Annotated in this window: 15 protein-coding genes; 7 read left to right on the top strand and 8 right to left on the bottom strand. The window is 53.4% G+C overall.

Annotated features, from left to right (window positions below; all coding sequences use genetic code 11):
- Positions 1–118: 118 nt before the first annotated feature.
- Positions 119–949 carry a helix-turn-helix domain-containing protein gene (locus tag MKX42_RS11360; protein ID WP_340752592.1) on the top strand — a complete coding sequence of 277 codons (831 nt, stop codon included), beginning with the start codon at positions 119–121 and terminating at the stop codon, positions 947–949.
- A gap of 212 nt (positions 950–1,161) precedes the next feature.
- Here the strand turns inward: MKX42_RS11360 and MKX42_RS11355 are convergent, their stop codons facing one another.
- Both MKX42_RS11355 and MKX42_RS11350 read right to left on the bottom strand, forming a co-directional pair.
- Complete coding sequence (locus MKX42_RS11355) at positions 1,162–1,932, bottom strand: response regulator transcription factor (protein ID WP_340752591.1); 771 nt, start codon at positions 1,930–1,932, stop codon at positions 1,162–1,164.
- Positions 1,933–1,950: 18 nt separating this feature from the next.
- Positions 1,951–3,747 (bottom strand): sensor histidine kinase, encoded by a 1,797-nt coding sequence (locus tag MKX42_RS11350; RefSeq protein WP_340752590.1) that lies wholly within the window; start codon positions 3,745–3,747, stop codon positions 1,951–1,953.
- A gap of 191 nt (positions 3,748–3,938) precedes the next feature.
- On the opposite strand from MKX42_RS11350, the gene MKX42_RS11345 reads away from it, so the two are divergent.
- From MKX42_RS11345 to MKX42_RS11330, 4 genes are all read left to right on the top strand, one after another.
- The gene (locus MKX42_RS11345; RefSeq protein ID WP_340752589.1) at positions 3,939–5,273 is read left to right on the top strand and encodes an ABC transporter substrate-binding protein; all 1,335 of its coding nucleotides are present in this window, start codon (positions 3,939–3,941) and stop codon (positions 5,271–5,273) included.
- An 84-nt stretch (positions 5,274–5,357) separates the two neighbouring features.
- On the top strand, positions 5,358–6,230 hold the full coding sequence (locus MKX42_RS11340) for a carbohydrate ABC transporter permease (protein WP_340752588.1): 873 nt from the start codon (positions 5,358–5,360) through the stop codon (positions 6,228–6,230).
- Positions 6,230–7,060 (top strand): carbohydrate ABC transporter permease, encoded by an 831-nt coding sequence (locus tag MKX42_RS11335; RefSeq protein ID WP_340752587.1) that lies wholly within the window; start codon positions 6,230–6,232, stop codon positions 7,058–7,060. The genes MKX42_RS11340 and MKX42_RS11335 overlap by 1 nt, the downstream gene beginning before the upstream one ends.
- 385 nt (positions 7,061–7,445) lie before the next feature.
- The gene (locus MKX42_RS11330; protein ID WP_340752586.1) at positions 7,446–8,150 is read left to right on the top strand and encodes a hypothetical protein; all 705 of its coding nucleotides are present in this window, start codon (positions 7,446–7,448) and stop codon (positions 8,148–8,150) included.
- Positions 8,151–8,276: 126 nt separating this feature from the next.
- Here the strand turns inward: MKX42_RS11330 and MKX42_RS11325 are convergent, their stop codons facing one another.
- From MKX42_RS11325 to MKX42_RS11300, 6 genes are all read right to left on the bottom strand, one after another.
- The gene (locus MKX42_RS11325; protein ID WP_340752585.1) at positions 8,277–14,660 is read right to left on the bottom strand and encodes an S-layer homology domain-containing protein; all 6,384 of its coding nucleotides are present in this window, start codon (positions 14,658–14,660) and stop codon (positions 8,277–8,279) included.
- A 221-nt stretch (positions 14,661–14,881) separates the two neighbouring features.
- Positions 14,882–15,745, bottom strand: a complete 864-nt coding sequence (locus MKX42_RS11320) for an IS3 family transposase (protein ID WP_339311273.1) — start codon at positions 15,743–15,745, stop codon at positions 14,882–14,884.
- An 11-nt stretch (positions 15,746–15,756) separates the two neighbouring features.
- Positions 15,757–16,074 (bottom strand): transposase, encoded by a 318-nt coding sequence (locus MKX42_RS11315; RefSeq protein WP_340750981.1) that lies wholly within the window; start codon positions 16,072–16,074, stop codon positions 15,757–15,759.
- A gap of 389 nt (positions 16,075–16,463) precedes the next feature.
- Positions 16,464–17,303 (bottom strand): carbohydrate ABC transporter permease, encoded by an 840-nt coding sequence (locus tag MKX42_RS11310; protein ID WP_051493958.1) that lies wholly within the window; start codon positions 17,301–17,303, stop codon positions 16,464–16,466.
- Positions 17,304–17,318: 15 nt separating this feature from the next.
- The gene (locus MKX42_RS11305; RefSeq protein ID WP_036699514.1) at positions 17,319–18,257 is read right to left on the bottom strand and encodes a carbohydrate ABC transporter permease; all 939 of its coding nucleotides are present in this window, start codon (positions 18,255–18,257) and stop codon (positions 17,319–17,321) included.
- Positions 18,258–18,405: 148 nt separating this feature from the next.
- A complete protein-coding gene (locus MKX42_RS11300; RefSeq protein ID WP_340752584.1) occupies positions 18,406–19,749 on the bottom strand; it encodes an ABC transporter substrate-binding protein in 1,344 nt (447 codons plus the stop codon).
- Positions 19,750–20,242: 493 nt separating this feature from the next.
- On the opposite strand from MKX42_RS11300, the gene MKX42_RS11295 reads away from it, so the two are divergent.
- Positions 20,243–22,021, top strand: a complete 1,779-nt coding sequence (locus MKX42_RS11295; protein ID WP_340752583.1) for a sensor histidine kinase — start codon at positions 20,243–20,245, stop codon at positions 22,019–22,021.
- 99 nt (positions 22,022–22,120) lie between these two features.
- Complete coding sequence (locus MKX42_RS11290; protein ID WP_340752582.1) at positions 22,121–23,743, top strand: helix-turn-helix domain-containing protein; 1,623 nt, start codon at positions 22,121–22,123, stop codon at positions 23,741–23,743.
- The last annotated feature ends 42 nt before the right edge of the window (positions 23,744–23,785 follow it).

The following is a 23,785-nucleotide window of genomic DNA, read 5'->3' as shown; positions in this document are numbered from 1 at the left end:
TAGTTCCACCCTCTCAGGTATTCTTCTTCTCTAGTGTATTGTGGTATTATTGCAATGTCTTTGCGAATAGTGATGAAATATTGCGTATATTGTGATCAACATGAAAGGGGCAGTGACAATGAAGCATGCCCGGTATTATGAAACGTTCGACGGCGATATTCTGGCCGGTATCGGCAATTCTCCGATCTCTCCGACGAGGGATTTCCATATCCATGACCACTATGAAATCTTCCTGTTCCTCGGCGGCAGCGTGAACGGCTTCGTGGACCAGTACAGCTATCCGCTGGAGCGCGGCGATGTCCTGTTATTCAATAATCATGAGATTCATAAAATCATCAACCGGTCCCCCGAGCCTTATAAACGGCTGACCATTCATTTCAAAGCCCCGCTGGTCTACCCGTTCTGTACGGCGACCACGAATCTGCTGGCTTGCTTCCAGAACCGCCAGCCCGGGGAGAATAACCTGGCCCGGATGGAGGAGCCGCTGCTCTCAGAGTATACCGCCCTCTCCTCCCGGCTGATTGCAGCCCTGGAGCGCAAGCAGTACGGCAGCGAGGTGCTGGCCCTGACGTATCTGATTCAGATTCTGGTGCTGGTCAACGAGCTGTACAGCCGCACCCGTGCCGCCGTGCCCAGCATCATCTCCTCCCATATTCAATCTGCCATGAGCTATATCGACAACCACCTGCACCTGAATCTGTCGCTGGGGCATATCGCCAGGGAGCTGAATCTGGATAAATATTATCTCAGCCATCTGTTCAAGCAGCAGACCGGCGGCACCATCTACCGCTATGTCCTGCTCAAAAAGATCGCGTTATCCAAGCAGCTTCTGTCCGCCGGCAACTCCGTGTCCGATACCTGCTACCTGTCCGGCTTCAATGATTATGCCAATTTCATCCGCACCTTCAAGAACATTACGGGCATCCCGCCGGGAAAATACGGCAAATAAAGACGGCAGCGCCTATCCGCAGCGCTGCCGTAAAATGAACGATATAACTCGAAGCTTCATCGTCACTGCGGTGAACATTTGGACTTCCGGCCGCTGTTGTATTTAGATTCCTTGATTAGAACCGCTCTTCGCGGTAGAAATCCAAATACAAAGGCGGTCGCTAGCGCTCCTTCAGTTCCAAATTTCCCCTTCCGCTTCTTTTTGCTTTTTGGTTAGTAACCCCGCTCCCCTCCCCTATACTCCGTAGGACTGACGCCCGTATAGTCCTTGAACACCTTAGAGAAATAGTGCTGATCGCCGAAGGACAGCAGCTCCGACAGCTCCTTCACCTTTAGCTCCGGCCGGAGTGCAATCAGCCGGCAGGCTTCGGCTATCTTCAGCCGCATGCTGTAATGCACGAAGGTCTGGTGCGAATAGCGCTTGAAGATCCGGCTGACATAGGAAGGGCTCACGTGGAACTTAAGCGCGGCCTCGGTAATGGAGAGCGGAGCGTAGAGCTGCTCCTGCACATATTGCTCCAGCTGCCGGAACAGCTCCTCGCTGCTCTTAGCCCGGGGCTGTCCGGGTGAGGCCACTCCCTCCGGCAATCCCATTCTGCTGCCCTCCTGCTCCTCCAGATGGGCGACCAGCCGCTGCATTACTTCAGCGAGCTGCTGCCGCTCCACCGGCTTCAGCAGATAATCGAATACCTGCAGATTCAGCGCTTTGCGCGTATACTCGAAGTCGCTGTAGCCGCTGATCAGCACTGCCTTTAGCGCCGGATTCACCTCCCGGCACTGCCCGATCAGCGCAAGCCCGTCCAGCTTGGGCATGCGGATATCAGTCAGCAGGATATCCACCGGGTTAGCCTTGATGTATTCCAGGGCATCCAGCCCGTTCGAGGCGGTGGCGGATATACGGACAGGCAGCTCCATAGACTGCATAAGAGCCTCGATATTCCGCAGAATCGGCTTGCTGTCCTCGGCAATGATAGCGGTATACATAGCGGTCCCTCCCCGGTTCTAGTAGAAGTCTTTACTCATCGATGCGATAATCTGGACCGTGGCACCCTTTTCCCCGCCCAAGTGGTTGTAAATGTTGAAGAACAGCCGGTTCCTGTACATCAGCTTCAGCCGGTTCACCGTATTCACAATCCCCATATTGCCAATCCCTGAGGTACCAAGCCGAAGCTCATTGACCCCGGAATCCGAGTCCTCAATATTGTCCAGAATCTCCCTGATCCTGCCCGGCGCGAAGCCTTCCCCGTTATCCCGGATTTCGATGGCCCACAGGCCGTTATATACCTTCACCCGCACCTCAATCCTCCAAGGAGGGTCTGTATTCTTAAAAGCATGCTCGATACAATTCTCCACGAACGGCTGAATCACCAGCCGGGGCAGCTCAATCCGCGCAAGCCCACCGTCCCCGTCAATCTCCCACTCCAAGTCGTCCTCGAAATTATGCTGAATCAGGGACAAATAATGCCGGGTATGCTTCAGCTCCTCCGTTAGCGTCACATGCTGATAAGGGGAGGACACAATATAGCGCAGGCTGTCCGAGAGATGCTTGCACATTTCAGTCACCACACTATTCTTCCCTTCCTGGGCGGCAATACTGATCAGATACAGGACATTGTGGATAAAATGGGGTGCGATCTGGGCCTGCAAGGCGGAATTCCGCGACTTCACTTCTTCGTGCAGCGCAAGCTTTTCCCGTTCGATAGATTCCTGTAACCGTTCCAGCAGCTCCTGAAAAGCACTATTCAGTTGAATCAGCTCATTGTTGTGTGTACGCGGGCCCGCCTTCATATTCAGGTTGCTGTAGTTCATCCGCAGAATCTGGCTGCGCAGCTTACGGATCGGAAGCAGCAGGTTCCGGGTCGAGAAGTAGATGAAGATGAACGAGAATAGAATCAGCGCGGTAATCAGCAGAATAGAGATGTATTTCACTGAATTGACCGGGCCCAGCACCACATTCCTGGGATTCACCACATAGGTAGTCCAGCCCGTCTCAGCAGAGCGGTGGTAAGCCACATAGTTCTGGCCGCTGCTTAGATAGATTCCGTTAGCTGCTGCAGATTCAGAGGGAGACGCTGCGAACTCGGGGACCTTCTCCCCTTCCCGTAGTGCCGGGAAGCTTGCGACCAGCCGCTGGTCCTGATCCATAATATAGACCTTGCCGCCCGCCAGTCCCGCAGCAGATCTGTTCAAATACCGCTGGTCGAGCTGCACCGCCAGATAGCCGAACACCTGACCATTCTGGTTCCTGATCGCCCGCACAAAAGAGATGGCATCCGCGCCCTGCCGATATAACGCGTAACCGCTTGCATTCCAGGTCGGCAGCTGACTGCTCTCTTCCAGAAACGGCCTGAGCGACGCCGGACTGTCCGCGTATCCGATATAAGAGGCCACCCGCTCCCCTGTCAGATCATAGATCATCATATCCTCAATGTTCAGACTCGGCCCCAGCGCCTGGAACATGATGTCCTTCAGCCTGCGGCTCCGGGTCAGCCCTTCAAGGGTAAGCTGTGAGTAATCGCCAGCGGACAGCAGCGTGAACACCTCTTTGTTCGACAGAATCCGCTGGGAGAGCTGGTTCTGGTTACTGATATACAGGTTCAGCTGATCGCTGACCTGGGCAGCAGCCAGCTTCATTTCGTTCTCCGTCTTGTCCTTGAGCGGCTGGATCACCATATAATTCACGTAGACCAGGAAGCAGCCCAGCACAATCAGCAGGAGCAGCATGAAGGTGAAGAAGAACTTCGTTTGCAGACTGGCCTGAACCCTGCCCTTGCGTAGTCTGTCGTAAAAAGTAGCCAAGCCGAGCCCCCCCTGAACCTTAGGATGCTGCCTACTTTACAACCAATCGGGCGAAATGACAAGCCGTCCCGGAGTTCAGAATATTACACAGAAAGTGTCAAGTACAAACATGTACCTTGTGCTCTCCTCATTCTATAATGGGCAATGTAAACGGATTCAGTTCACAGAAAATACACTACGGGGGCGATCACATGAGTAAGCAAATGAAGAAAATCGCAACAGGCCTGCTCGCTGGAATCATGACCTTAACGCTGGCGGCATGCGGCTCTGACAGTTCAGGCAAGGGCAATGCTGCGGCAACGGACAGCGGAGGCGGTAACAGCGGAGGCAGCAGCGGCAAAAAGGTAACCATCGAGCTGGCCATCTCCAAAAGCTCGCAGGATTCTGCGTTCGTGGCCCAGGATGTGCTGGATGAATTCGAACAGAAAACCAATATCAAAGTGAATCTGCAGCTGCTTCCGGCAGAGCAGACCGCCACCGTACTCCAGACCAAGCTGGCGGTTGACGAGGTGCCTGACCTGATTCAATACAATCTCGCGAGTGCGACTACAGACCTGAATCTGGAGCGCAACTTCGAGATTCTCGATAACGAGCCTTGGGTGAGCCGGCTGCTGAACAAAGATGTTCTCTCCGCTTACGATCATGTCTACAGCTTCCATTACAGCCAGGATACAGGGATGCAGGGAGTCGTCTATAACAAGGATATCTTCAAGGACTTGGGGCTTGAGATTCCGAAGAATTACGAGGAATTCCTGGCTGTCTGCGAGAAGATCAAGGCCAGCGGCATTACGCCAGTGTTCATGCCGTTCAAGGATAACTGGGCGGCAAATATCTGGCCGGCGGCGGCTTTTGCCGATTGGGCTGCCAAGAACGAGCCGTCTCTGTTCGAGGACATTAATGCCGGCCGCAAAAAGTGGTCCGATGTTCCCGAGTTCGCCACCTTCCTGGAGCAGCAGTATGAGGTCTACAAGAAAGGCTACACCAACACGGACATTCTCAGCGACAGCTACGATATGGCCGTGGGCAAATTCCTGAACAAGGAAACCGCGATGATGTTCATGGGCGACTGGCTGATTGTGAACGTGGCCGAGAAAGACCCGAATGTGCATTTGGGCCTGTTCGCTATTCCTTCTTCGGAGGATGCGAACCTCGGTGCCAGCCCGCTGGGCGGCCAGCTGTTCATCCCGAAGAAAGCCAAGCACATGGCCGAAGCGAAGCAGTTCCTGGAGTTCCTCGCCAGCAAAGAGGTTGCTCAGAAGATGGTGGACAGCCAAGGCTCCGTCTCCAACTTCAGCGATGTTACTACGCCGAAGCTCCCGGACTACAAGCAAGAGATTGTCGATCAATATATCACGCCTAAAAAGACTACGCTGACCACCGATGCCTACATGATCGTGGACCGCAGCGAGCTGTACCGTCTGCTTCAGGATGAATTCGCCGGCGGCCTGGACGCCAAGGGCGTACTCAAGGCCTGGGATGAGAAATTCAGCCAGCTGATGAAGGACAAAGGCGTAGAAGGCTTTTAATTAGAGCAAATAACTATTACAACAGGCAGAATAGAGCCCGCCCTGGGCTTTATTCTGTCCCTGGCTATATAGGAGTGTGAAGAGATGAACGTATCCAAGAGACTATACTCATATTATCTAATCTGGCCTGCACTGCTCATCTACTCTATCTTTTTCGTGCTGCCTGCGCTGATCGGACTCTTCTATTCCTTCACCGACTGGCGGCTGGACAGAGAAGCTATCAAGTTTATCGGCTGGGACAATTTCGAACGTATTTTCACAGATCGAACGCTACTGCTTGCGATGAAAAATACAGCGATCTTCGCCATCGTTACCGTGCTCGGCAAAAACCTGCTCGGCATCGCGCTTGCGGTCGGCCTGAACATGAAGCTCAAATCCAAAAACCTGCTGCGGGCGATTTTCTACTCGCCGTCGATCCTCAGCGTGCTGGTGATCAGCATTGTGTTCACGCCCATGCTGCGCTCCGACGGGACGATTAACCGTATCTTCGAGGCGGTGGGTCTGCCTTCGCTGAGCCAGGCCTGGCTGACCAATCCGGCCCTGGTCATCTGGACCGTTGCCTTGGTATCCATCTGGCAGCATACCGGCTTCCAGATGGCAATCTATCTGGCCGGGCTCCAGTCGATCTCGAAGGAATATTATGAAGCCGCCACCATCGACGGCGCCGGCTCCTGGCACAGCTTCCGCAGCATCACGATTCCGCTCCTGCTTCCTGCGATCAACATCAACCTGATGCTGACCCTGATCGGCGGCCTCAAGGTATTCTCCGAGGTGTTCGTACTCACCGGCGGGGGACCGGGCAATGCCTCCCAGGTGGTCGGAACGATCATCCTCCGCTCGTTCGGGGAAGGCAGCTGGGGGCTGGGCACAGCCGTCAATACCCTGCTGTTCGCTGCTGTAACTGTCATCGCCATTCCCCTGCTGATCTTCATGCGGCGTAAGGAGGTATCGGAGTAATGAGCTTTTCCCGTAAAATGGCCTGGCGCAATTATGTGGTCGAAGGTCTGCTGATTATGGCCTCGCTGCTGATAATTCTCCCGCTCCTGATTATGCTGTTCGGCAGCTTTATGACCAGCTCCGAGGTACTGAAGTTCTCCCTGCGGCTCCCGGAGGAGTGGAAGTTCTCCAACTATACAACCGTCTTCAAGGAAGGCGGTCTGGGACGGGCATTCCTGAACGGGATGCTGATTACCGGCGTCTCTTCCATCCTGAACATCTTCACCTCCTCGGCGGCCTCCTTCATTCTGGTACGCCGGGAGACCAAGTGGTCCAATTTCCTGTACATGTTCTTCTTCATGGGCCTGATTGCCCCAATGTCCACGATAACCACGATCCGTGTCGTGCAGTGGATGGGCTTCTACGGCAGCATCACCAGCGTCATTCTGATCTATGCTTCGCTCAACACAGCGTTCAGCGTGTTTCTGTACAGCGGATTCATCCGCTCCATTCCGAAGGCGCTGGATGAGGTCGCTTTTCTGGAGGGGGCGAATACCTTCGATGTGTTCTTCAAGATCGTCACCCCGCTGATCGTCCCGGTGAACGCCACCGTAGCGATTATGGTGTTCATGTCCGTCTGGAACGACATTACCATTCCGCTCTATTTCCTGACGGACAGTTCGGACTGGACGATGCCGCTCTCGGTATACAATTTCTACGGCAAGTACAGCCGGGACTGGAACCTGATCTTTGCGGATCTGGTGTTGACCTCCCTCCCCGTACTGATCCTGTATATCTTCTGCCAGAAGTACATTGTTAGCGGACTTACGGCGGGAGCGGTGAAGGGGTAAATCTCTGCCCTTTTTGTGGCTTTCTAGGACTTTGGATCATTCGGGCCGGAGCATTCAGACATAACATACAGCAGACAACCTGATGCGGCATCCGGGAGATCCGGCGCACCTGCCCATCCGGTTGTTCGTCCGCCGGGCCCGGCGAGTCCATGAGCCAGCAGCAAATGAAAGGGGTTTTTATTCGTGAATACGAATATGGCAAAGCGTCGCAGAAATTTATCATCAGGTACTAATTCCTTACGTGTTTGTGAGTTATGAACATTCCCTTTACTTTGGCTATATTGCTGTCGTTGATCCTGCACAAAATAAGATCATTGAACGGATTATGGTGGGCCCAAAGCCCGTATCTATGTGCTTGAATAACCAGGAGGATAAGCTTTATGTAGTGAGTAATGCCCAGGATTCGGTCACTATCATTGATGCGTATGAATTTAAAATTATCAAAACCCTTCCCATTAACACTTCGTCCGCTAATAGCGCTCCTGTTGCTATCTTCGCTGCTGCTGGCGTGAACCAAGTCTATGTAGCCCATTCTGGTGACAAGGTCGTTACAATTATTAACGCCGACAAGGACGAGGTTATTGTACAAGTGGAATTGCCTGACGGAAGTGGCTACCCGTTCGCCTTTGCCGGCCAGATGAATAGCGCCTTTGTCTTTGTTGCCTGCAAGTCTAAAGATAATGATAAAGGTAATGTTGTCGCTATTGATGTTAATTCTAACATCGCTCAACCTGTTGGAGATGATGTTGAGCTTGAATTTGACGGGACCCACAACCCCTTGGCCCCATCCGTAGCGGGGCTAACCACATTTGGACCGACTGGCATGTTAACTTTTTTTTCATTTCATTTAATTGTTGAATCCAAAACTACAAGTCTGCTGGACAATACGGTATCCGGGGTCTACACGGACGACAAAACATTATTCTGCACCATGCGCGAAGACAAAAACTATCTGAAAGTAATCGGTAATCTGGCCATTGATAAGAATGGAATCGTCACCTTTAAGAGTTTTGCGGATTTTCCCATCTACATAGCCTCAAAGTCAATAATATTATTTCCGGATATAGCAAGCAATCGTTATAAAGATTAATGAATGCAAAACTGCGCAGCGGATCTCCCATAGCTGGAGAACCGCTGCGCTGTTAGACTTTAATGGTCTAGAGCGCTCATCTATTCAACCTGCAGATTCATTTGATACTACATACTATCCGCCTGCTTACATATGCCCCAGCAGATTCGAGATGACCTGCGCACTCTCGGCACGGGTCATGGTGGCTTGCGGCGCGAATTGCTGATTGCTGCGCCCCTTGATCAGGCCTGCCTGTTCGGCGGTGCTTGCAGCACTCTTAGCCCAGTCACGAATCAGGGTATGATCATTGAACGAACTGGCCGCCGATTCACTGCTGCTCTTGCTTCCTTTCAAGTGTTCATAAGCACGGACAATCATGACCGCCATCTCCTCGCGGGTAATGTGCTCATCCGGAGCGAAGGCCTCCTTGCTGCGTCCGAGCACGATGCCCGCTTCATTTACAGCGGCAACAGCTTCAGCGTACCACAGCCTGGAGTCCACATCGGTGAAGGCCGATGCGGATGGACTTGCCGCCTTAAGTCTAAGCGCACGTGTAATCATTGCGGCGAATTGCGCCCTTGTGACTTCACCCTGCGGATGGAATTCGGTGCGGGAGATGCCTTCGATGATATGCTTAGCAGCCATGGACTTAATGACACCGCTGGCCCAGCTGTTGCTACTGACATCGGAGAAGCTCTTATCGTACTCCAGTACGGCGTACTGGCTGAAATGGTTGACAGCGGTAGAGATTGTACCATTACCGTCTGTCAGCTTACCGGCCATGTAATCTACAGCTCCATTAGCAGCGATATAGTAGACGCCAAGCAAATCGCGGTTCGCCTTAGAATCTACTGCGAAGGTCACAGTCAGCGGCTTGGCAAAAGCCGTCACCGGTACGGTGCTTCCGTCCGCAGCAACAACCTCCAGGCTGAAGCTGATGACCTCGCTCGCTGCTGTTAACCGGACAGACCCGTTGACTGCCGGATTATTCATCAGCTGCTCCGCAGCTGCCCTCGCTGTCTTCACGGCGTAGAGCCGGATTGCCGTCCCCTCCTGTTGTCCTCCTGCACTGACAGCCTTCTCCCGGATGCTCTTCAGTACTTCCGGGCTCAGATCAACAGCCACTGTATTCCAGGCAAGACGCAGGGTATTCGCTCCTATCATGCCTATTATCTCTGCTGGAAGCAGCACGGATTCAGTCACATCCGTAAGCTGAACGGTCAGGACTCCGTCAGCCGGAGCTGGAAGGTCCTGCGGCTTAATCACCTTCTCCGTCTCTGAAGACGGGGATGGGGAAGGCGTTACAGCCGGTTTCGGTGTTGGGGTTACGGCCGGTGCCGGTATGGCTGACGGTTCAGGAGCTGGTGTTGGCGTCGGGGTTGGCTGCTCCACCGGCGGCAGCTCCTCTTCGCTTACCGTCACCGTTCTTGTCACTTCTACGGCTGCGTTGCCGGCTGTATCGCTGACATTATAGTGGAAGATATATTCCCCTGCTTGCGCCGTATCTAGTTCGGTCAAGCTGTAGACATCACTGGTTACGGTGGTCACAATGCGTTCTGTGATATCCCCGTCCTGATCGTCATAAGCGCTAGCTCCCGCATCGGTGTATTCCGCACCCAGTGATAAAGTCACTTCCGCAGCGCCAATCAGGCTAATAACCGGCGGAACCATATCCGGTTCCGGCAGCGTGATCGTTCCGCTAGCAGTGCCTTCTGCCGATGCTTCGCCTCTGCTCAGTGTTACCGAGAAAGTGAAGCTGCCCTCTGTATCCTCAGTGGCTTCCTGGAATGCAGACAAGGTAATGTCACCCAGGGTAACCCCGGTATCGTGGAAGCCCGGCAACCCGCTGATGGTCTGCGCCAGCCAGGTACGTACAGCCTCTTCGCTGACAGCTGCATCCTTTTTCACACTGTATGTTGCGCCTTCAATAATTCCCTTCGCCTCAAGTACCGCCTGTTCATTGGCCGCGCTGGCCAAGTCCTTCGCCACAGCCAGATAGCTGATCAGCGAAGCCTGGCTGAACGTATTATTCACCGAATATTTCACCGTACCGCTGACCGGCAGCGTGAAATCATGTTGAACCTTCGCTCCTCCCAGACCGGCAACCAGTCCGGTCTTAACCGTCTCACTCACGGTCTGGCCCCCCGCATCAACATAGCTAAGGGTAATATCCATGGTCCGGCTGGCATTGTTCCACCAGTCCAGATGATAGGAAGTAATTGTGTATTTACCTGCACTTAGAGGCAGGTTGTAGACCAGCGGCGTATTTTTCGTATTCGAGCTGTACACTCCAGTCTGGGCTTTATTGGAGGCAACTACATCACCGCCCAGTCCTTTGACACTGTAGTTAACGCCCGTATTCGTATGTCCCCATAACGTATCTCCTGTGGACAATTGATCTGCCTTGTCATTCAGCAGACTGTCGCCTGCAAGATCCTTAACCGCTGAATACGGCGGGGTGTCGACATCCACGGCAAGGCCCATGTCCAGGAAGTACACCAGTCCCTCAGGAACCACTTCCACATAGGCAATGGTTTTCAGGCTTCCATAGATACCAGTGACCGCTACCCGTTCATATGGAGTGTCGAAGCTCAGCGCATCGAGATTCCACTTCACCGCCACTTGTGTGGTCTTGCCGTCTGCGAGTGTGGCTTCTACCTTGGCTGGAAGCTCCGGCAGTTTACCTGTATAAGTGGCTCTGTCGGGAATGGACGCAAGCTCTCTCACATCTCCGAGCAGCAGCAGATTCAGAGCGGAAGACAGACGTTCTACAAGCTGTGCTGCCCCTTCCTGGTCCAGCCGGTAGAGGACTGGTTCATTCAGCGCTGCCTGGGCAGTATCCAGGGCATTCGTGAACAACTTCCAATCCTTCTCCGGATAGCCGTCTTCCCTGCTGACCGCAAGCGCAGCATCCACCGCCTGCTTAAGCTCCGCTGTATCTGCGCTGCCTGCGCCTTCCCCGCCAATGACTGCCACGGAATCCACCGCCAGGGTTCCGCTCAGCACTTTGAGCTGAACCGTATGCTCACCGTATTTCAGTCCGCGGAGTGTGAAGGTCTGGTACAGCTCCCTCGCTGCCGCCGTGCTGCCCGAGACCACTTCAACCTCTCCGTCCACTACAGCTTCCAGCTTGGCAGAGCCGTCGTTCGGCCCCAGAATATCAAGTCCCGTGCCGGTAAAAGTATACTTCAGCACCGCCCCTGCCCCTTGGCTGGTAGAGAGGGAGCGCTGATACACATACATGCCTTTTCCATTCTCATGGGCCCAATCGCCTTCATAGACCAGCTTCGTCCCCGGGACTTCAGCCAGATCTGTCATCTCCAGATTATCCAGTTGCTCGGAATAATAAGGGGTATATCCGTCTACCTTCTCCACCTTCAGATTATCAAAGCGGGTATGATAGAAGCCGCTGGCGAGCTGCACGCGCCCGGAGAGCTTCGGATTCGGATCGGTATAGGTGGCAAGCTCAACCTGATCCAGATAGGCAGTAACCGTGTCACCAGCTACCTGAATAGCAATGTTATGCCACGCGTCATGTGCCGTATTGAAATCAGCAATCTTCACACCGCCTGAGCCGGTCACTGCGTTACCGCTGGCTACCACGATGCCGCTGGACAGCAGCTGCCAGCCGCCATCGAACCAGAACTTGATCGCATAAGGGGTGCCGTTAATCGTCTGCGGCCCGCCTTGGTATCTGGCTCCAACCGCTGCGTAATTGTTCCCTCCATAAGTGCTATTCTGTTCAAAAGATACATCGGCACTCGCCTTGTAATTGGTCCACCGGTAATCCCCGATGGCCGTGACCGGGTCACCGCCGTTCCAGGCACCGCCTACTCCAGTGGTCGTCTGGTCCAGCTGCTGCCGCAGCACATAGTTATCCGTGCCGTCCACCAGATAGCCCTCAAATGCCCCGTTGAGGTCCTGCGTATAACGCGGCATGACGCTATACGGGCCGCCGCGCGAGCTGACATAGCTCTGCATGCCAGTAAACTGCCCGCCCTCTCCGATCACGGGAACACTCCGGTCGCCATAATTGAAGTCATCGGCGTACAGCGTCTGATCCTCTGTATTCTGCACGGACCCGGTAGCATCTGTATCAAGCACGGTGCGGTCGCCCTCCACCGGAAGCGGTGTGCTGAATCCTTCCTTATTGCGGTTATCCAGCGTAGTTACCGTTACAATCGAGAACGGCTTCACACGGATGGTATACACACCGCTGCCGTCTGCATGCACATCCCCAAGATCTTTCATATAGTTGCTGTTAAAAGCCTGACCTGGCTCCCCCGCACGGGTCTCCCACATCTCCAGGGAAGGATTGCCGGTATAGGCCATGTTTACGGTCTGGAGCTTGTAGATTTTCTCATACTGGCTGTCATTGATGATTACCGTCGAGAAATCCTGCTTGTCAGGTGAAGCCAGGGTCATATAGCTCGGAGTCCCGTTGCGCCCGCTGACCGGGTTCGTGCCGGCTGCTCCTGTGTAGCTCGCCTGTGGAACGGCTCTCCAGATTCCCGCCGTATTGTCTTCATTCTCCCAGCCTGTCTTGGCGAACCCATTAAAATGCTTCAGGACAAGCAGTCCCGCATCATAATGAATGAAGCCCGACCACGGGTCGCGTGCGCTAACCAGCTCCTTGAACGAATACTGCCCGCCTTCATAGAAGGAGCCGATCGCCGGCTGATAGATGAAATGCGTCCGGCGCGAATTCACGAAGCCCTTAATAATGGTATTGCCCATCTCCAGCGGTCCGCCAGTGCCGCCGATCCCTGTCCCGGGCTTAGAAGGGTCCTTCATATTATTGTGCGGACGGAAGGCTGAGTTACTGAAGGTTGCCTGCGCTTCACTATTCCAGATCTCCTTGTCGAATTCATCGGCAAGCCGTTTGAAATTGCCTTTGCTGTCGTCATCGGTATTGTAGTGATATCCGGCAGCCGCTACCGCATCTCGCAGCGACAGGTCATTCACCAGCGCATCGCCGAAGGAGCCGATGCCGACTTCATCGGAAATGACCAGCTTAATGCTTTGGTACAGCTCCTTCTCCTGCTCATCCTTGAAGTCTGAAGTATCTGATTGGACCCTCTCGCCATACTCCTTCGTCCAAGCCAGATCCGGCGCGTGCTCATTGATATGGGGATTCACATAATCCACCATATACCCGTATTCACGGTATGCGGCCAGAATGGTGTTTTTGTACCAGGTATAGATTTTATCATTGCTGTTCGCCCAGGCCGGAGCATTCCAGCGCAGGAAGCTCACCTTGACTGCCGGATTAATGGCCTTCGCATCAGCCGCAAGCTGGAAGCCGGGATGCCGGGCCACATTGGCCGCTTCATCCTCCGTACGCATCGTCGAAGGGTCGGGACCGGTAGAGTTATTCCGGTCATTGCCCATCTCTATCTTGACATGGTCGATCAGTGGGCGTTCGCCCCCGAACAGGATCTTCAGCATTTGGGCATACGCCTCCGGCTGCTCGGACTTATAGTCCATCAGCAGCGCACTGGTGCTGTTGCCGCTCAGTACGCCGAACCCCTTGAAGGTCAGCCCGTTAACATTCCCGTCCTTGATGTCCGTGCCGTCCAGCTGAATCCGGACCGTTGAAGCAGCGGTCTCACGGGCGTTGTCTAACTTCTGCTTGATCGCGCCCTTGGCAACAGCGAACCAGCTAAGGATCGGCTTCTCACCACTGACATAGGCGTAGGTTAGTGTCATCGGACTGCCGGTATCAATATCTCCGGGAATGCTGAATTCACCGGAGACAAGCTTGGCCGTATTCGTATTGAACCGGGCGAACGGAATCGTCCGGCTAACCCCGGCGGTATCCATGTATTCCAGCTTGGGCTGAATGGCCCGGTCACGGGTGCCGTACCAATCATAGAAGCCGCTACTGAGAGTATAAGCTCCGGGTTGAAGCGCTTTCAATTTATAAACGATATGTTGGCCTGAAGGATCTGCCCGCAGACCCGTCTTCCAGAGGGAAGGCTCTGTGGCCGGATCGGCTCCAGCTATGTCAGCAGAGTTCTTGACCTTGTTGCCGTTATCATCAAATCCCCATTCGGTCGTCTCGCTGACAACCTTCTGATCCGGCAGTGTATTGATCAGGCTGCCGCCGGACAAATCCTTGACGGCTTCGTAGAGGGGGGAGGCTACTGGAGGATGATTCAACGAATCCCCTCCTCTGCCGCTGTCCACGAAGTAGACGAGCGGACTGTCCGCCGGCGGAACGACTTCCACACTGGCAACCACCGGTCCGCCGTTCGCGGTTCCGGTAACTGCCACCGTATCATACGGCACATCGAAGGTATCTTCGCCGATATTCCAGTTCACGGCTGCAGCCTGGCCTGCAATCTCGATGCTTGCCGGAAGCGTCGTCCCTGCAGTTGTCTTGGCTCCCATGTAAGCTGCTGCATACACAGTATTTACGTCAGCGGCAGATGCCGACGGCAGACCAAGGGCAGGGAACATTCCAGCCACGAGTGTAGCGGACATCAGCACGGAGAAAAGCCTTTTCTTCACGCGGTTCTTTCTGTTCATTCATTAATCCTCCTCTTTCTCATTTAAGTAAGCGCATTCATCATGTAGTTAGAAGAATGATTGACTTGGACAGACCTTCGTCTAAATTCACAATGCGGATATACAAATACCTGGCAGACTGCGACAAGCTGCAACTGCCAGGCGGATACTCAACTACGGTGTCAGATTTAAGCCAGTGGATGGGGCGCTACGGGATGGACTTCTGTCAAGAAAGTAGACTGTTACGCAACGGATTTTTTAGTGAATTGCTTAGCAAAGCGGGCGGGGGAAAGATACCCCAGTGAGCTGTGCATTCGCTTGCGATTGTAATAGAACTCAATGTATTGGAAAATAGCATCATATGCCTGTTCCGGGTTTTTGAAGCGCGGATTACAGTAGATGAGCTCTTTCTTTAAAATACTGTGCCAAGACTCAATGCAGGCGTTATCGTAACAGTTTCCTTTACGGCTCATGCTGGATTTCATGTGGTATGTCTTTAGTTGGTCGACATATTCTTTTGAGGTATATTGAGACCCTCGGTCAGAGTGGTGCAGTAGGCCCTCGCCGGGTCGCTTCGCCGTGTACGCCGCCTGCAGCGCGTCTAAGACCAGGCTCGTCTCCATATGGTTATACAGCCGCCACCCTACAATTTCTCGCGTGCATAGATCCATGACGCTAGCTAGGTATAAGCGACCTCCACGACAAGGGATATACGTGATGTCGGTGACCCATACGGTATTGGGCTTAAGCACCTTAAACTCTTGGTTCAGTGTGTTTGGTGCAATGGGATTATTATGCTTGGAATCGGTCGTCTGCACTCGGTATGGCTTAGATACAATAGAGCGGAGCTTCATTTCTCGCATGTACACACTCACTGTGCGTTCCGTGACCGTATAGCCTTCCTGATGCAGCAGGCGGGTGATCTTCGGACTTCCATACCGTTTTTGATGGTCGTCAAAATGGTACCGGATTCGCTCCATAACAGCAGCCTTGCGGAGGGCTTGCACACTGGCTTTGGCGTTCAGCCACTTGTAATATCCGCTCCTGGATACCTGTAGGGTACTGCACATCTTCTCCAAGCGAAATGCGGAGCGATGGTCCTTCATAAACTGGAATCTTAATTCCTTGGTTTGCTGAAGATGTGCACTGCTTTTTTTACGATTGCCAATTCTTCCTCTGTATCGGCAAGTCGACTGTCTTTCTCTTGGAGCTGACGGCGCATCTCTTGGAGCTCGGCTTCGAGTTCCCGTACCCGATCCATACTGGCTACCGGTTCATTCTTTAGCTCCCGGTATTTCCCCATCCACTGGTGCAGCGTACTTTTCGGAATGTCCAGCTCTTGCGCGATGTCCCCTATGCTCTTCGTCTGCTCTTGAATGAACTTTACCGTTTGCTTCTTATATTCTTCGTTGTACCGTTGTCGTTTTTCTCCCATAGGGATGCACCTCCGTTGCCCTTATTATCCCTCCGTCCGTTAACTGTCGTCTACTTTCAATTCTAATCCCAGGAGTTAGTCAATGTGGGGCGTTTGGCCCGGCGTAACGGACTGAGGCGCGCTTATTCCGGAGGAAAGTCACCACTGGGGCGTAGTAACGGACCTCATGGAGCTTATTCTTGGAATTTCTACTCCTAAACATCTCGTAGAGAGACGATAAGGGCTCTTCAGTCCGTTAATCCGCCAAAGGTGGCGTTTTCCAGGGAATAGGGTCTCTCAGGTCCGTTAGGAGCAAACCCGACTGGCCGGAGGGCCAATATTCTTTGGAGTCACGGCTATCCCCTAGGAGAAAAAATAAGTTCAATCTCTATAGTTCAAATCTGACTCCACTACCCCTTAATTCCCGAAGCAGCAACGCCCTGCACGAAGTACTTCTGAAGCGCCAGGAACACAATGACTACCGGAATGATCGACACTACACTAGCCGCCATGATCAGCCCGTACTCCGCAGAATACTGGGAGATGAACATCCGTAGCCCGATCTGAATGGTCTTGAGCTTCGTATCGGTCAGATAGATCATTGGCCCGAGGAAGTCATTCCAGGTGGCGACGAAGGTGAAGATGGTCAGCGTGGACAGCGCGGGCTTGGACAGCGGAAGCATGATTCTCGCCCAAATTCCGTATTCGCTGAGTCCGTCAATCCGGGCCGCTTCACATAATTCATCCGGCACCCCCTGATAGAACTGGCGCATCATGAACACACCAAAGGCCGAGAAGGCTTGCAGCAAAATGATCGCCAGGTGGGTATTGTTCAGTCCCATGTAGCGCATCAGAATGAACTGCGGCACCATATAAGCCTGCCAAGGAATCGCGATTGTCGCGATGTACCCCAGGAAGATCACATTCTTGCCTCTGAAATGCAGCTTCGAGAAGGCATACGCCGCGAAGCTGGAAGTCAGCAGCTGCAGGATCGTAACGATAATGGATAATTTCGCTGTATTGTAGATGAAACGTCCGAGTGGAATCCGGGTCCAGATATCCTGGAAATTCTCCCAGCGCGGATTCGCCGGAATCCACTGCATCGGGAAGGAGAAGACATCCTTGTTCAGCTTGAGCGATGACGACAGCATCCAGATATACGGCACTAGCATCGCCAGCACGGTCAGAATTAACAGGGCATATACAAGCACCATTAAGCTGATTTTAAGTCCTTTACTTTTACCAACCATATCTTATAGATCCCCCTATTGTCCGTATTTCTTCTCGCCGCGGAACTGGACGATGGTGATGCCGAGTACCAGCAGGAAGAGCACAATCGCCATGGCACTGGCATATCCGTAATCAAGTGAGCGGAACGCCGTATTGTATATTTGATAGACCATGACCCGTGTAGCATTGTTGAGCTGGTTATCCGCGCCCGCGAACAGGTTGATGAAGATATCGTAGACCTTGAACGAGTTGATGACCAGAATCATCAGGACAAAGAAGGTGGTTGGTGCCAGCTGCGGCACAGTCACGTTGCGGAATCTTCTCCACGGGCCTGCGCCATCGAGCTCAGCAGCCTCATACAGCTCCGGGTTAATACCCTGGAGGCCGGCCAGGTAGATGACCATGTAGTATCCCATATTTTTCCATACTGTGAAAAGCACTACCGTAAACATCGCCCACTGCTTATCCGCCGCCCAGCGGGGCAGGTCCTCCAGCGGAATGCCGGTAATCAGGTGCAGGATGTTGTTCACCGGACCCATGGTCGGGCTGAAGATGAAGTTCCATACCGCCGCAACCGCTACCAGCGAAGCCACGTAAGGGAAGAAGAAGACCGTTCTCATGAAATTACGGCCCATAATCTTCTGATTGAGCAGAATCGCCAGCGCCAGTGCTACGATCATGGTCAGCGGCACGACACCAATGGTGTAGACAATCGTGTTCCACAAGGCCTTGTGGAAGGTGGTATCCGAGATCAGCCGGGAGAAGTTGTCCAGCCCGATGAACTTCATCGGATTGGCCCCGTCCCATTTCACAAACGCCAGAATAAAGGCAAAAATCATCGGTACCAGGGTGAACAGGGCAAATCCGATAAAGTTCGGCGCAATAAAGCTATACGCGACCAGGTTATCCCGGAGTCCGCGCGACAACCGGCTTTTTGGGCTCTTATTTGTACGCAATATGGTTTCGTTCTGCATTCGTTCTCCTCCAAACCTTATATAACATCCCCGCAAAGTGGGAATTACTTCGAAGCCTGTTCATGTGAGTGCTGTGATGTCCTCTATTTATATGGAAGGCGGGCCTTCGCCCGCCCTTCCTTCAGGACACTAACATTACATGTTCATATTAATTGTTCAAAAGCTGGCCTACACGGTCATTCATATCCTTCAAGCCTTCGTCAATCGTAGCATTCTTGGTCATGATGTTGTCATGCGCTTCATTCAGAATAACCTCAATGTCCGCACTCTTCTCATGAATCGGCATTTCCAGATAAGTCTGAACGGTATTTAGTGCAGCCTTGCTGTTCTCATCCGCCGGGAAGCCGTCGATGGAGGTGATGGAATTGATAACTTCGTCATTCTTAATCGCAGGAATCGTACCGGTAGAAGCAATCACCTTAGCACCTTCCGCACCCGTTACGAAGTTCATGAAATCAAGGGCAGCTTCCTTATGCTTCGACTTCTGGTTCACGGCCAGGGAAGTAATCGTTCCCAGGGTCGTTCCGGCTTCAACGCCGTCCGGATGAGGATATTTCACGATGCCCCATTCTGCGGACTGGGATTCGCCGCTCTTCACCTTCTCAATCTGAGTGGCAATGAACCAGCTGCCCATGTTCATCATGGCTACAGAGTTATTGTAGAATACGCCGGAATAATGCGTGCTGGAGGTCTTCAGAGTCGCATAATCCATGACGATGCCGTCTTCCTGCTCCTTCAGAATCCGCTCATAGGTAGGCTTCAGGAAGTCATAGTTGCCGCCGACCACAGTGTTCTTGCCGTCCAGAATACCGAACAGTTGAACTGCGCTGCGCCAGGTGTGATAGTGGGCACCGTATACTTTTTCCGAGCCGCTGCCGGAGGTCATCTTGCGGGCCAGCTCATCATATTGGTCGAAGGTCATATCATTAGTCGGATAATCCACGCCTGCTTTGTCGAACAAAGCTTTGTTGTAGTAGATCAGCCAGAAGTCACTGCGGAACGGAAGCGCATACACCTCACCGTTCACTTCAATCTGCTCGACCGTACCGCCGTATACCGAAGGATCGATGGATTTGTCACCCATGTAGGTCTTCAGCGGTTCCAGGTGATTCTGCTTCACCAGGTTCGAGTAGCCCGGAATGTCCTTGATCGTCAGAACATCCAGATCCGCCCCGCCCGAGAGCTGTGTGCTGAGCATGGTCATATAGTCGGTGGAGCCCAGATCGACGTATTCAATGGTTACGTTCGGATGTCCAGCCTTATAAGCATCGATCAGCGGTTTGTAGTAGGCAGTTGCTTCCCAGTCCCACAGCGCCCATTTCAGGGTCACAGGCTCCTGGCTCGGTTCGGAGGAAGCGGTTGCAGCGTCGCCCGAAGCAGGTGCGGCAGTGGCAGCAGCGTCTTTCGTATTGTTATTGCCGGAGCATCCGGCCAGCATGCTCACGGAGAGCGCAGTGGCAAGGGTCATGCCGTAGAATCTTTTCAAGTTCATGTAAGTATCCCCTTTATCTTCTGATGATGGTTCAGCAGCCGACTTCCGTTCCTTCGGCCTTAGTTCAAAGTGTAAGCCTTTTCAGTACCGATGGGGATGCAAAATCAAACACAGTTCATTCACTATTCTGTGCTCTTCTCCGCACGGCCTGCCCCGAACCTGTAATTTCTTATCCGAAACCTGTAAAATTCTCAGCTTCTCCCCCTGGCTCTATAATGAAACGCAGGAATATGCTATGGTAGTTGAAAACGCTTTATATATCCTCACCTGTATAAGATGCACTTAAGAGTTTAACTTGAAGCTTCATCGTCACTGCGGTGAACATTTGGACTTCCGGCCGCTGTTGTCCCCAGATTTCTTGATTTAAACCGCTAATCGCGGTAGAAATCCGGTGACAAAGGCGGTCGCTATCGCTCCTCCAGTTCCAAATTTCCCCTCCGCTTCTTTTGCTTTTTTGTTTATTTCTTTAGTGCCTCTTATATATCCTAAAGGAGTGTTCACCACGGTACGTAAATCTACTATTAAAAGCCGCATTATTCTGCTCATGACCGCCTTTGCCCTGCTGATTGCCTCGCTGCTGTCCTGGTTCAGCTATGAACTGATTACGTATTACCAGCGCAAAACGACGATCCAGGCGACGGAATTCAACCTCCAGCTCGTCTCCCATATTATTGAACAGGATCTGATTGACCTGACGACGCTGGCGATGACCAGCAGCACCAACTCGTCCACGAACACCCTGCTTACCGAATATTTCGGTTCGGCGGAGGCCAGCCCCAAGCAGGCGCTGAATGTCTTCAATGCGATGCAGGACGATGTACGGATCAATCGCTCCTATAGCTATGTACGCCGCCTGATTGCCACAGATAACAGCGGGAAATTCCTGCAGGTGGAGAATTTCGGCACCTCCATTCCGCTTACGATCCATAATATCGGTCAAGTTACCGGTCTTACGAATGATGCCAAGGAGCAATGGAACCGGGTTATTAAGGACCCACTGTCCAATTCCTACGGAATCCCCTTCGTGTTCCCGATCTATGGCCGGGGGGCGACCCGGGTGGGCACCGTCTACCTGCTCGCGAATACCTCCGTCATTACGGACAAGCTGAAGGGCTATGCCCTGCCGGAGCATTCCCGGCTGCTGCTTACGCTCGGCGATCATCATTATCAGCTTAACGGAGATCAGGTCAAAGCCATTGAAGAGCCGTATGAGCCGGTAGCCTATACCAGTGACAAGCCTGTCGGCCCCGATACCGAGCTGTCCATGGTGAAAATGCAGGATGATGGGGAAAGCCATATCGTGGTATCGTATCCGGTACGCAGCGGTGTCATGCTCTCGCAGACCTTATCCAGCGACCAGTTCGCACCCCGGAGCAATATCTGGATTCTTGTCCTGCTCGGCGTCTGTCTGCTCGTGCTTGTCTTAAGCGCGATCATTACGCTGTATTTGACCCGTACGATCAGCCTCCCGGTGGAGAAGCTCAAGAAGCGCATGGACAAGATTGCCCAGGGCAACTTCCTGCTGGACTCGGGGATTGAATGGAACAGCGAGCTGGGCGATGTCGGCCGGGGCATTAACCGCCTGTCCCAGGATATCGTGGCCCTCATGGACAGCCGGCTCGCTGACGAGAAGCAGAAGCAGGAGCTGGAATACCGGATGCTCCAGAACCAGATTAATCCGCACTTCCTGTATAATACCCTGAATTCGATCAAATGGATGGCTACGATCCAGAACGCCACCGGCATTGCAGAGATGACGACCTCCCTGTCCCGGCTGCTCCGCAGCATCGCCAAGGATAACCGGAGACTGATGCCGCTGAAGGATGAGCTGAGCCTGCTAGATGATTATTTCCTGATTCAGAAATACCGGTACGGCAGCACGGTTACTATGGTCACAGAGATTGAAGAGGAAGCGCTGCTCGCCGGGCTTATTCCCCGCTTCACGCTCCAGCCCTTGGTCGAGAATGCGATCTTCCACGGCATCGAGCCCAAGGGCCGAGGCGATATTGTTGTCCGGGTCACGAAGAGCGGATTCACGGATCTGCTCATTACGATCGAGGACAACGGGATCGGGATGACGGCGGAGCAGATTGCCACCATTCTAACCGTTCCCGGGGACGAGGCTAAGGGAATGCTGGAGAATATCGGGCTGCGCAGTGTGAACGAGCGGCTGCAGCTTGCTTTTGGCCGGGAGTACGGCTTGTCGATTGCGAGCGAGGTCGGCCGTTACACCAAGATGAAGCTGCTGCTGCCCTTCCGGCAGAGAGAATAGCTATAATCCCCCACAAAGTGAGGCCTTAGCTTCGATGAGTACTCAGGTACTTTGCGGGGACCCCAAAACAATAGCATACCGAGCAAGGATGTGATGAGCTTGATCAAATTATTAATCGCAGATGATGAAGCCCTGGTCTGCATCGGACTCCAGTCCATGCTGAAATGGGAGCAATATAATATTGAAATTGTCGGCATCGCCCACAACGGCGCGCAGGAGGAAGAGATGATCGACACCCTGCGCCCGGACATTGTAATCAGCGATATCAAAATGCCGATCAAAAGCGGCCTCGAGGTCGCCGGCTCGGTCCGCCGCAAGTATGGGCGGCTTCCGCTGTTCATCATGCTGACCAGCTACGAGGAATTCCAGTATGCGCGCGGAGCGATTGAGGTCCAGGCTACCGATTACCTGGTGAAGCTGGAGCTGACCCCGGAGGCGCTGGCGGAATCGATCCGCAGAGCGATTTCCACACTCGAAGCCTACCAGGCCATGGAGAGCTATCCGAAGCTGGTCCATCGCGGCAATCTCCAGGCTCAGCGGGATAAATTTTTCATCCGGCTGTTAAGCGGTCTGTTCGAGAACAAGAACCAGTATCTGCTGCAAAAGGAGGATCTGGAGGTAGACCTCTCCGCGCCGGCCTATCTGGTCTGTACCTGCCGCATTCTCGGGCCGGACACCGTCCCGCCGCGCGGGGATAAGCTGGTTGCCTTATGCTCAAGCACGGTACAGATGGCGAAGGATACGCTTGCCTCCAGAAGCGCCTGCTACGTCACCAGCCTGGATCTGCGCAACTTCGCCCTGACCCTGCCAGTTCCGGGCCCGGACCCGCAGCTCTGGATGCCTGACATCCAGAATTTGCTGGCGGATATGGCTTCCGTGTTGCATAATTATTTCAATGTGACCATTATCGGGGCGATTGGCTTCGCGGCGGAAGATCCGTTTTTGTTGCAGGGAAGCTATCTCGCTGCCCGGAAGGCACTGCCCGCCGCTGTGAAGGAGCGCTCCTTCGTCTTCTTCACGGAGGGCGAAGCCCCTCTGCAGGAGCATCTGCTGTTTGATTTCTCGGAATCGCGGCTTGTGATCCGCAGAGCTTTTGAAGAAATGGATACCCGCGCTCTGCACAGCATCATCTCCCGGATGATCGAGATCTTCGACGGACGACCTGGCCTGCTCGTTCCCGCCACCGATGCCGCCTGCAATATTCTGTATATGGCAACCTCCCTGCTTGCGGACGGGGAGAACATGGTGGAGCAGATCTTCGAGCAGGAGCCGGAGGGCTACCGGGCGATCTACCAGATGCATACGATTGAGGAGATTATCGGCTGGCTCGTCCAGTTCCGGGACGGCTGCGTCCGAATGCTCGCCACCCGCAGACAGAGCTATAAGGAGCAGGTGGTGAAGAATGTCCAGGAGTATATCAAAAGAAATCTCGGCACCAAGCTCTCGCTCCATCAGGTGGCGGATGTGTTCAACTTCAGCCCCAACTATCTGAGCCACCTGTTCTCCAAGGTCGCCGGGGTGAACTATGTTGAGTATATCACAGAGACCAAAATCACAGCCGCCAAGGAGATGATGGTCCGCGGCGAAGGCCGGATCTACGAAATCTCCCAGAAGCTCGGCTATGAGAGCGCCTTCTATTTCAGCAAGGTGTTCAAGAAGGTCACCGGGCTCTCTCCCCGGGATTATATACAGCAGATTGAGGGGAATGCGGGAGAGACTTAAACGAGGGACGAAATTAAACGAAGCATGAGAGGAAGGAAAGGC

It is taken from the genome of Paenibacillus sp. FSL R7-0204, from assembly GCF_038002225.1.
Taxonomy (GTDB): Bacteria; Bacillota; Bacilli; order Paenibacillales; family Paenibacillaceae; genus Paenibacillus_AQ.
Note: the sequence above shows the minus strand (reverse complement) of the source record. Positions and strands in the feature narration are given on the sequence as shown.

What these genes read in the sequence shown, in the direction of transcription:
- MKX42_RS11315 (WP_340750981.1), bottom strand. Translation starts at nt 16,074, where the DNA reads ATGGGAGAAAAACGACAACGGTACAACGAAGAATATAAGAAGCAAACG.
- MKX42_RS11305 (WP_036699514.1), bottom strand. Translation starts at nt 18,257, where the DNA reads ATGCAGAACGAAACCATATTGCGTACAAATAAGAGCCCAAAAAGCCGG.
- MKX42_RS11340 (WP_340752588.1), top strand. Translation starts at nt 5,358, where the DNA reads ATGAACGTATCCAAGAGACTATACTCATATTATCTAATCTGGCCTGCA.
- MKX42_RS11355 (WP_340752591.1), bottom strand. Translation starts at nt 1,932, where the DNA reads ATGTATACCGCTATCATTGCCGAGGACAGCAAGCCGATTCTGCGGAAT.
- MKX42_RS11335 (WP_340752587.1), top strand. Translation starts at nt 6,230, where the DNA reads ATGAGCTTTTCCCGTAAAATGGCCTGGCGCAATTATGTGGTCGAAGGT.
- MKX42_RS11345 (WP_340752589.1), top strand. Translation starts at nt 3,939, where the DNA reads ATGAGTAAGCAAATGAAGAAAATCGCAACAGGCCTGCTCGCTGGAATC.
- MKX42_RS11320 (WP_339311273.1), bottom strand. Translation starts at nt 15,745, where the DNA reads ATGAAGGACCATCGCTCCGCATTTCGCTTGGAGAAGATGTGCAGTACC.
- MKX42_RS11325 (WP_340752585.1), bottom strand. Translation starts at nt 14,660, where the DNA reads ATGAACAGAAAGAACCGCGTGAAGAAAAGGCTTTTCTCCGTGCTGATG.
- MKX42_RS11310 (WP_051493958.1), bottom strand. Translation starts at nt 17,303, where the DNA reads ATGGTTGGTAAAAGTAAAGGACTTAAAATCAGCTTAATGGTGCTTGTA.
- MKX42_RS11300 (WP_340752584.1), bottom strand. Translation starts at nt 19,749, where the DNA reads ATGAACTTGAAAAGATTCTACGGCATGACCCTTGCCACTGCGCTCTCC.
- MKX42_RS11360 (WP_340752592.1), top strand. Translation starts at nt 119, where the DNA reads ATGAAGCATGCCCGGTATTATGAAACGTTCGACGGCGATATTCTGGCC.